The 9215-nt window shown below is 76.2% G+C and carries 7 protein-coding genes and 2 tRNA genes; 3 read left to right on the top strand and 6 right to left on the bottom strand.

The window, feature by feature from the left end; genetic code table 11:
- Window positions 1-166 precede the first annotated feature (166 nt).
- Window positions 167-239, bottom strand: a tRNA-Glu gene (locus WCS02_RS14075).
- Window positions 240-313: 74 nt separating this feature from the next.
- Window positions 314-385 (bottom strand) — tRNA-Gln (locus WCS02_RS14070).
- 118 nt (window positions 386-503) lie between these two features.
- Between WCS02_RS14070 and WCS02_RS14065 the strand changes: the two genes are divergently transcribed.
- The gene (locus WCS02_RS14065; protein WP_340294291.1) at window positions 504-2576 is read left to right on the top strand and encodes a hypothetical protein; all 2073 of its coding nucleotides are present in this window, start codon (window positions 504-506) and stop codon (window positions 2574-2576) included.
- A gap of 43 nt (window positions 2577-2619) precedes the next feature.
- On the opposite strand, the gene gltX is transcribed toward WCS02_RS14065, so the two are convergent.
- Complete coding sequence (gene gltX, locus WCS02_RS14060; protein WP_340294289.1) at window positions 2620-4125, bottom strand: glutamate--tRNA ligase; 1506 nt, start codon at window positions 4123-4125, stop codon at window positions 2620-2622.
- A complete protein-coding gene (locus WCS02_RS14055; protein ID WP_340294287.1) occupies window positions 4122-4922 on the bottom strand; it encodes a fumarylacetoacetate hydrolase family protein in 801 nt (266 codons plus the stop codon). Before WCS02_RS14055 ends, gltX begins: the two co-directional genes overlap by 4 nt.
- A gap of 49 nt (window positions 4923-4971) precedes the next feature.
- Here WCS02_RS14055 and WCS02_RS14050 point away from each other — a divergent pair, with 49 nt between their 5' ends.
- Together WCS02_RS14050 and WCS02_RS14045 are read left to right on the top strand one after the other, a co-directional pair.
- Window positions 4972-5901, top strand: coding sequence for a 3-methyladenine DNA glycosylase (locus WCS02_RS14050; RefSeq protein WP_340294285.1), 930 nt, complete (start codon window positions 4972-4974; stop codon window positions 5899-5901).
- 49 nt (window positions 5902-5950) lie between these two features.
- A complete protein-coding gene (locus WCS02_RS14045) occupies window positions 5951-6766 on the top strand; it encodes a S1 family peptidase (RefSeq protein ID WP_340294283.1) in 816 nt (271 codons plus the stop codon).
- Between the two features lie 97 nt (window positions 6767-6863).
- Here the strand turns inward: WCS02_RS14045 and WCS02_RS14040 are convergent, their stop codons facing one another.
- Together WCS02_RS14040 and WCS02_RS14035 are read right to left on the bottom strand one after the other, a co-directional pair.
- The gene (locus tag WCS02_RS14040) at window positions 6864-7718 is read right to left on the bottom strand and encodes a DUF4394 domain-containing protein (protein WP_340294281.1); all 855 of its coding nucleotides are present in this window, start codon (window positions 7716-7718) and stop codon (window positions 6864-6866) included.
- A 129-nt stretch (window positions 7719-7847) separates the two neighbouring features.
- On the bottom strand, window positions 7848-9215 hold a 1368-nt coding region (locus WCS02_RS14035; RefSeq protein ID WP_340294279.1), incomplete at its 5' end, for a L,D-transpeptidase family protein.

Below are 9215 nucleotides of genomic sequence, written 5' to 3'. Positions count from 1 at the left end.
GGACCAGCGGCCCGAGCAGCGGTCGGAGCCCCGCCCCGAGCAGCGTGCCGCCGTCGCCCGGCCGGTGCGCGGCTGAGCGCCGAGGGGGTGCCGTCGCGGGACCGCGGCCGGTCACCCCCCGCGCACGACGAAGGCCCGCTCCTGCTGGAGCGGGCCTTCGTGGGTGTAGCCCCGACGGGATTCGAACCCGTGCTACCGCCGTGAGAGGGCGGCGTCCTAGGCCACTAGACGACGGGGCCGTGCTGTGTGGCCGTGGTGCTGGCCCTTGCGGGCCGGGAAAGACTACCCCAGGAGTGCGGGTGGTCCTACCGAGCTGGGGTACCAGGACTCGAACCTAGACTAACTGAACCAGAATCAGTTGGGCTGCCAATTACCCCATACCCCATGGGGACGGACCGTGCCGGGGCTCGGTCGCGACGTGATGAGGGTAGCCGACCGGGACAGGGCGGCCAAACCGCGCGGTGGCGGCCGTCGTGGCGGGCCCGAGCGCCTACGGTCGGACGGTGCGGACCACCCCCCTGCTCGTGGCCGCACCCCTGGCCGTCGCGCTCGCGCTGCTGCCGGTCATGCTCGTCGCCAGCGGCGCCCAGCAGGTCGGCCTCTGGTCGCCGTGGACCGCCGCGCCGGCGCTGGCGACCGGCGTCGCGCTCGCCGCGGTGCTGCTCCCCCGCCTGGACCTGCCCCGGCTGCCGTGGCCCTCGGCGCTGCTGCTGCTGGCCCTCTGCGCCGGCCTGGGCACCTGGGCGGCGCTGACCCACGGCGAGCACCTCGTGGTCCGTCGCGACCCCGGCGCCTACGCCACCTACGCCCTGGCGCTCGCCCGCTACGGCGGGGTGCCGCTCGACCCGGGCCTGGACGTGTTCGGGCTGCCGGCGTCGGACCCGTGGGTCCGGGTCGGCGCCGCCGCCAACTACGCCGTGCCGGGCACCGGCGCCGACGGCTCCGCGACGCTGCTGGTGTCGCCGCAGTTCCTCGTCGGTGTGCCGGCCCTGCTCAGCGGGGCGTGGTTGGTGGGCGGCTGGTCCGGCCTGCTCGTCGCCCCGGCCGTGGTCGCGGCGCTGGCCCTGGCGGCCTTCGCCGGGCTGGCGGCGCAGCTGCTCGGCGCGCGGTGGGCGCTGCTGGCGACGGCCCTGCTCGGCGTGTCCCAGCCCGTCGTGCTCGTGGCCCGGCAGACCTTCTCCGAGCCGTTCTCGCTGCTGTACCTGCTCACCGCGGCCACCCTGCTCGTCCTGGCCGCCGCGTCCCGCGGGCAGCGGGCCCGCCTGCCCGCCCTGGTGGCCGGCCTGCTGCTCGGCGCGCACCTGCTCGTCCGGATCGACGCAGTGCGCGAGCTCGTCCTCCTCGTCCCGCTCGTCGCCCTGCTGGCCGGCCGCCGCCACCCCGCGGCCGGGCCGCTGGCGGTGGGGACCCTGCTCACCGGGGTGCCCGCGGCCCTGGCCACCCGCTGGTGGGACTCCCCCTACGTCGCCTCGGTGGCCAGCTCCCTCGGGCCCCTGGTCGCCGCGGGCGCCGTGGTGACGGTGCTGTCGGCGGCGGCGCTGCTGCTCGGGCGCCGGGTCGCGCGGCGCTGGGACACCACCGGGGTGCCCCGTGCGGCCGTGAGGGCGGCCGCGCTGCTGCCGGCGGTCGCGGCGGCCACCGTCGCGCTCGTCGGGGTGGGGCTCGCCTCGCGCCCGCTGTGGCTGGTGGACTCCCGGGAGCCGTACCTGCCCGGCATGGAGCAGTTCGTCGGGGCGCTGCAGCAGCAGCAGGGGCTCCCGGTCGACGGGCTGCGCACCTACGCCGAGGACAGCGTCGTCTGGCTGGTGTGGTGGCTGGGGCCGGTGACGGTGCTGCTCGCGCTCGTCGCCTCGGTCGTGCTGGCCGCGGTGGGCACGCGGGCGGTGCTGTCGCGCCAGCCGCTGCCGCGCTGGCTCCTGCCGGTCGTCGTGGGCCTCGCAGTGACCGTGCTCAGCCTCTACCGGCCCGCGATCACGCCGGACCACCCCTGGGCGGACCGGCGCTACGTCACCGTCACCTACCCCTACCTGGTCCTCGCGGCGACGGCGACGCTGGCGTGGCTGGTCGGCACCGGCCGGCGGGGCACCCGGCCCGCGGCGGCCGTGCTCGCCGCGGCGATGCTGCTGCCGACCGCGCTCGCCACGCTGCCGCTGGCCACCGCCCGGACCGAGACGGGCCAGGTCGCCGCGGTCGGCGCGGTGTGCGCGGCGCTGGAGGACGCCGGACCCAGGCCTGCGGTCCTCGCGGTGGGGTTCCGGGCCCGCGTGGAGTGGGCCCCCGTCGTCCGCGCGCGCTGCGGGGTGCCGTTCGTCGGCATCGAGGAGCCGTCGGCCCCCGCGGGCACGACGCTGGGGCAGGTGCTCGGCGACGCCGCCGCGACGGCCCGGGCCGGCGGGTATGCACCCGTGGTCCTCGTCGGGGACCTGACGAGCGCGCAGACGGTCGCCGACGCCACCGGCGTCACCCTGCCGCCGGTGGTGTCGCTGCGGACGACGGAGCCGGAGCGGCTGCTCGAGGAGCGGCCGCTGGAGACCCGCGAGATGACCGTCGACGCCTGGCTGGCGCCGCTGCCCTGAACGGCAGCTCTGCGCTGCCCTGACCTGACCGGCGGCGACCGGCTCAGCCCGGCAGGACCTCGGCGAGGCGCCGCAGCCGGGCCAGCGAGGACTCCTTGCCGAGCAGCGCCATGGACTCGAACAGCGGCGGGGAGACGCGGCGGCCGGTCACGGCGACCCGGACCGGCGCGAAGGCGAACTTGGGCTTGACGCCCAGGCCCTCGACGAGCGCGGCCCGCAGCGCCGCCTCGATCGAGGCGGTGTCCCAGGCCTGCAGGTCGACCAGCGCGGCGGTGGAGGTGGCGAGCACGTCGGCCGCCTCGGGCCGCAGCGCCGCGACGGAGTCCGGGTCGTGGCCCAGCCGGTCGTCGTCGACGAAGAGGAAGCCGAGCATGTCCGGCGCCTGCCCGAGCAGGGTCATCCGCTCCTGCACCAGCGGCGTGGCCGCGTCGAGCAGCTCCTGCTGCCGCGGCGTCGGCGGGTCGGACACGTACGCCGACAGGTACGGCACGAGCCGGCGGGCGAGCTCGTCGGCCGGGAGGGCGCGCAGGTGCTGGGCGTTGATGGCCTCGGCCTTGGCCACGTCGAAGCGTGCGGGGGCCGAGCCGACGTCGCGGACGTCGAACGCCTCGACCATCTCGGCGAGGGTGAACACGTCGCGGTCGTCGGCGATCCCCCAGCCGAGCAGCGCGAGGTAGTTGAGCAGCCCCTCCGGCAGGAAGCCGCGCTCGCGGTGCAGGAACAGGTTGGACTCCGGCGCGCGCTTGGACAGCTTCTTGCTGCCCTCGCCGGTGACCATGGGCAGGTGGCCGAACCGGGGCGGGCCGCTGCCGATGCCGACCTGCTGCAGCGCGTCGTAGAGCGCGACCTGGCGCGGGGTCGAGCTCAGCAGGTCCTCGCCGCGCAGCACGTGCGTGATGCCCATGAGCGCGTCGTCGACGGGGTTCACCAGCGTGTAGAGCGGGTCGCCGGTGGCCCGCACGACGGCGAAGTCCGGGACGGTGCCCGCGGGGAAGCGGACCTCCCCGCGGACCAGGTCCTCCACGACGACGTCGGCGTCGGGCATCCGGAAGCGCAGCACCGGCTGGCGGCCCTCGGCGAGGAACGCCGCCCGGGCCTCGTCCGTGAGGTACCGGTCGGCGCCGTCGTAGCCGAGCTTGGGGTCGCGCCCGGCGGCCTGGTGGCGCTGCTCGACCTCGGCCGGGGTGGAGAAGGACTCGTAGAGGAAGCCCCGCTCGACCAGGCGCGCGACGGCGTCGTCGTACAGGTGGCGCCGCTGAGACTGCCGGTACGGCTCGTGGGGGCCGCCGACCTCGGGGCCCTCGTCCCAGTCCAGGCCCAGCCAGCGCAGCGCGTCGAGCAGGGCGTCGTAGGACTCGACGGAGTCCCGGGCGGCGTCGGTGTCCTCGACCCGGAAGACGAAGCTGCCGCCGACGTGGCGGGCGTAGGCCCAGTTGAACAGCGCCGTGCGGACCAGGCCGACGTGCGGGGTGCCGGTCGGGCTCGGGCAGAACCGGACCCGGACGTCCGAGCCGGGCACGTCGGTGCCGGCGCTCAGCAGCAGGCTCACGCCAGGCCCCCCGAGCCGGAGTCGCGCACGGGGTTGCGCAGCACGCCGATGCCCTCGATCTCGATCTCGACCACCTGGCCGTCGCGCATCGGGCCCACTCCGGCGGGGGTGCCGGTGAGGATGACGTCGCCCGGGAGCAGCGTGAACGCCTCGCTGACGGTGCTGACCAGCGTGACGACGTCGTGCACGAGCAGCGAGGTGCGGCTGTCCTGCACGGTGCGCCCGTCCAGGCGGGTGGTGATGGCCAGGTCGTCGACGGCGAGCTCGTCGGCGGTGACCAGCCACGGGCCGAGCGGGCAGAACGTGTCGAAGCCCTTGGCACGGGCCCACTGCAGGTCGCTCTTCTGCAGGTCGCGCGCGGTGACGTCGTTGGCGACGGTGTAGCCGAACACGACCTCCGGGACGCGCTCCGGCGGGACGTCCTTGCACAGCCGGCCGATAACCACGGCGAGCTCGCCCTCGTAGTCGACGTGCGTGCTCTGCCACGGCAGGACGACGGGGTCGCCCGGGCCGACCACCGAGGTGTTGGGCTTGAGGAACATCGCCGGCTCGGTGGGGGCCTCGCCGCCCATCTCGGCGGCGTGGTCGGCGTAGTTCTTGCCGATCCCGACGATCTTGCTGCGCGGGATGACGGGGGCGAGCAGGCGGACCTCGGCCAGGGCGTGCACGGCGCCGGTCCGCACCGGCTCGGCGTAGATCGGGTCGCCGGCGATCTGGTGCACCCGCTCCTCGCCCGGGTCCCCCTCGACGATCCCGAAGACCGGGTCCTCCCCTGCGGTGTACCTCGCGATGCGCACGGCCGCAGGCTACCGGCGGACGGCGGCGGCCCTGCCTAGGCTGCTGCCCGTGCTGGTGCTGGGGCCCGAGGGGTGGCGACCGCTGCGCGAGGCCCACGAGGCCCGCGCCGCAGGGCTGTCGGCCGCGCACCGGGCGCGACGCGAGGCCCGGCAGAGCCACGCCGTCGACGACTTCCTGTGGACGTACTACTCGCTGCGCCCGGGCCGGCTCGCGCGCTGGCACCCCGGCGCCGGGGTCGCCCTGACCGGCACCGACGACGTCCCGCCCGGCTACCGCGAGACGGCGACCGGGTCCGGCACCGCGGTGGTCGCCGACCCGGCCGCGTTCGCCGACCGCTGCCCGGGGGTCCTGGAGTGGGTGTCCGCCGTGCTCGGCGGGGTCGCGTCGCGGCCCGCGCGGCACGACTGCTTCGGGCTGCACGAGTGGGCGATGGTCTACCGGGCCGACGAGCGGCGCCACGCCCTGCCGCTGCGGCTGGGCCCGGCGGGGACCGACGCCGTCGTCGAGAGCCTGCCGGTGCGGTGCAGCCACATCGACGCGTTCCGGTTCTTCACCGAGGCCGCCGTGCCGCTCAACGCCTCGGTCCCCACCCGCGCCGCCCAGCCGGACCTCGACCACGCCGGGTGCGTGCACGTGACGATGGACCTGCTCAAGTGGGCGCTGAAGCTCGGCCCCCTGGTGCCCGGTGACCTGCTGCTGGACTGCTTCGAGCTCGCCCGGGACGCCCGCACCCTGGACATGCGCGCGAGCCCGTACGACGTGAGCGGCTACGGGCACGAGCCCGTCGCGGTCGAGACCCCGACCGGCCGCCAGGCGTACGCGGCGGCCCAGCGCGACCTCGCCGGACGGGCCGCGCCGCTGCGGCAGCGGCTGCTCGCGGTGTGCCGGCAGGCCGTGGCCGAGGTGGCCGGGGCGGCCGACGCGGCCGAGGTGGCCGGACCGGTGCAGACCGTCGACGGGGCTCTCCGCCGCGGCTAGCGTGACGGCGCCCCGGTCCCGGGGCCCGGACCCCACACGGAGGACACGCATGCGCAGACCCGGCATCCTCGCGGCCGCGGCCGCTCTCGGCCTGGCCCTGGTCGTCGCCTCGCCCGCCGAGGCCATCCGCTACGGCACGCCCGACGACGGCGAGCACCCCTACGTCGGCATCATGGTCGGCGACCTCGGGGACGAGCCGCAGTTCCGCTGCAGCGGCACGCTGGTCTCCCCGACGGTGTTCCTCACCGCCGGCCACTGCACCTTCGGCATCGACGGCGCGACCGTCTGGTTCGACGAGGACATCAACGACCGGGAGGCCAGCGGCTACCCCGGCGGCGGCGAGACGTCGGTCGAGGGCACGCCGTACACCCACCCCGACTACGACGACGCGGCCTTCTACTCCCACGACCTCGGCGTGGTCGTGCTGGACGAGCCGGTCGTCCTCGAGGAGTACGGCGAGATCCCCGAGGCCGGGTACTTCGACGCGCTCTTCGCCCGGAAGGGTGCCGTCAAGCAGACCTTCACGGCCGTGGGCTACGGCCTGCAGCGCTCCCAGCCGGTCCAGACCGGGCTGACCGAGGCCTCGCTCGAGCGGCTGCAGGCCTCGCCGCTGCGGGTCATCAACCAGGACCCGCTCAAGACGGGGGCGGCGGTGCTGCTGTCGAACAACGCGAGCTCCGGCGGCACGTGCAGCGGCGACTCCGGCGGCCCGACCTTCGTCGGCGACAGCAACCTGGTCGTCGCGGTGACCTCGTACGGCATGAACGCCCGCTGCGCCGGCACCGGCGGGGTGTACCGCGTGGACACCGCCGACGACCTGGCGTGGCTCGCGACGTTCGGGATCTATCCGGGCGAGAACTGGTGAGCTGAGGCCCCCGCGGGACCCCCGCGAGCGCGACGACGCCCCCCGGCCGCTCGGCCGGGGGGCGTCGTCGTCGTGCGTCGGGCCGTACGGGCAGGACCTACTGGTCCGTGGGCACCGCGATGTCGACGACCGCGGGGCGGGTGCCGATCTCCATGGTCGAGGCGGGGTTGACCGCCCCGGTGGCGAGGTCGACGACCGACAGGGTGGCGCGGCCGCGGTCGACGAGGGAGACCAGGGCGATGTTCGTCGTGCCCTCGGTGTAGATGTCGAAGCCGGCCTTCTCGCCGACCGCTCGGCCGAGCGGGCCGACCGGCTTGAGGGCGCCCGCGTTCGGCGGGTCCTGCAGGACGAGGCTGTCTCCGGCGGCGGACAGGTCGTACAGGGCGGTCCCGGTGGCCGGGTCGGTGTCGCTGCCGGTGTACGCGGCGCCGACGACGGCGGACCCGGCGGGGGTGATGGTCCCGTCGACGAACGTCGTGCCGAGCGCGCCGGCGGCCCGGTCGGACAGCAGGACGCGGAGGTTCTGGCCGCTGTCGGAGACGATGCGCAGGGCGTCGGCGGCGGGGTTGACGTCGACGCCGAAGCTGCCGCCGGCCAGGACGACCGGGGCGCCGTCCACACCGCGCAGCGCCGTGCTCGACAGCACCTGCCCGGTGGTGTCGTCGATGACGACGATGCTCCCGGCCCCGCCCGCGCCGCGGACGACGCCGTACAGCTGGTCGGTGAGGGGGCGGTAGTCGATGCCGACGAGGTCGCCGCCCAGGCCGGTGACCCGGACCGTGGACAGGATGGTGCCGGGGTCGCCGGCCGCGAACGTGACGAGCCGGCCGCTCTGGGTGAGACCGGTGACCTGGACCTCCTCGTGCACGGCCGAGGCCGGCGCGGCGAGGGACAGGGCGAGGCCTGCCGCGACGGCGGCAGCGGCGACGAGGGCGGGGGGTGTCGGGCGCATGTGCATCCTCCGGGTCGGACCGCCCCGCACGAGGCGGTCAGGAGCGCGCGACCGTCGTCGGCCGGCGCGCCCCTGGTACGCCGCCGCCGCCGTCCCGGATGGGGTGCAGGCTCCTCGCGCTCCTCGGGCTCAGGTGCCGAGGACGACGCGGGGCTGCGCGGCCGGGTCGAGCCACTGGAGCACCGCGAGCATCTGGGTCCGCTCGCCGATGGCGATGCAGCCCTCGGAGGCGATGTAGCGCGCGGTGGCGGGCAGCGTGTGGACGAAGATGCCCGACCCGATCCGGGGGTCCGGCGCCGGCCCCTGCCCGGGCACCATGCGGGCGTTGTTGAAGTCCACCCACAGGCCGTACTCCATGGACGGGCGCGTGCCGTCGGTCCGGCCGGGCTCCTCGATCCACGTGTTGTAGTACGCCGCGCTCCCGCTCACGGTGGACGTCGGCAGGCGGCGGCGCCACGGCATGGGGCCGGGCGGGGTGGCGTGGGAGCTGAACGTCGTCGCGATCCCGTAGACGCCCGACGGCGTCGTGCCGTCGCCCGCGCGGCGCGGCATCGGGCTGAAGCCCTCGGGACCGCTCTGGGAGCGGTAGGCCGCCTCCTGCACCCACGTGCCGTTGCTGGCCTTGCGCCAGAGCTCGGTCACCGCGCACCAGCGCTGGCTGCACCAGCGGGTCGAGGGGACGGCACGGAGGACCTGGCGGGTGCGGTCGGGCACGGCCAGCGCCCACGAGGGCACCGCGCCGGCGCGCAGGTGGTGGGCCGCGGCGCCCGTGGCACCCCGGCTGTCCCACACCGGGCGGGTGGCGCCGAGCAGGACGGTGTTGCCGTCGGCCTGGACGACGAGCCGCGCCGCGGCGGTGCCGGCGGTCACGGTGTGCCAGACGGGCGCCCCGTCGTCGAGCAGGACGAGGTTGCCGTCGGCCTGCAGGCGCAGCACGTCGGCGCCGCTGCCGTCGGTCCGGCTCGACCACGTCGCCACCGCCCCGCGGTAGAGCACGAGGTTGCCGTCGCCCTGAAGCACCAGCCGGTGGGACCGGTCGCGGCTGGGCACAGGCTCCCCCGGCACGACGTCCTGCCCGGCCGCGACGGTGGCCGCCAGCCACGTGCCGTCGCGCCACACCGGCCGGCCCGAGGGCAGCAGGAGCGAGAGGCCGCCGGGCACCAGGCGGAGGTCGGTGGCGCCGAGCCCCCAGGTGCCGCTGTCCCAGACGGGACGGGCGTCGGGGCCGACGACGACGAGGTTGCCGTCGCCCTGGACGACGAGCCGGGCGCCGGGGTGCCCGTCGGTGCGGCTGTGCCAGGCGGGGGCACCGCCGGCGTAGACGACGAGGTTGCCGTCGGTCTGCATGACCAGGCGGGTGCTGCCGTCCGCGACCTGCTGGCCGGGGGCGAGCGAGCCGACCGGCACGCCGGCGGCGGGTGCGGCGGCCTGGGTCGTCACGGGTGCGGCGGGCGGCACCGGGTCCGCGCCGGACGCCGCGGCGGCGGGCACGAGCAG

Source organism: Aquipuribacter hungaricus (genome assembly GCF_037860755.1).
Lineage (GTDB): Bacteria > Actinomycetota > Actinomycetes > Actinomycetales > JBBAYJ01 > Aquipuribacter > Aquipuribacter hungaricus.
The sequence above is the reverse complement of the archived record's forward strand: the minus strand, read 5'-3'. Positions and strand labels throughout refer to the sequence as shown.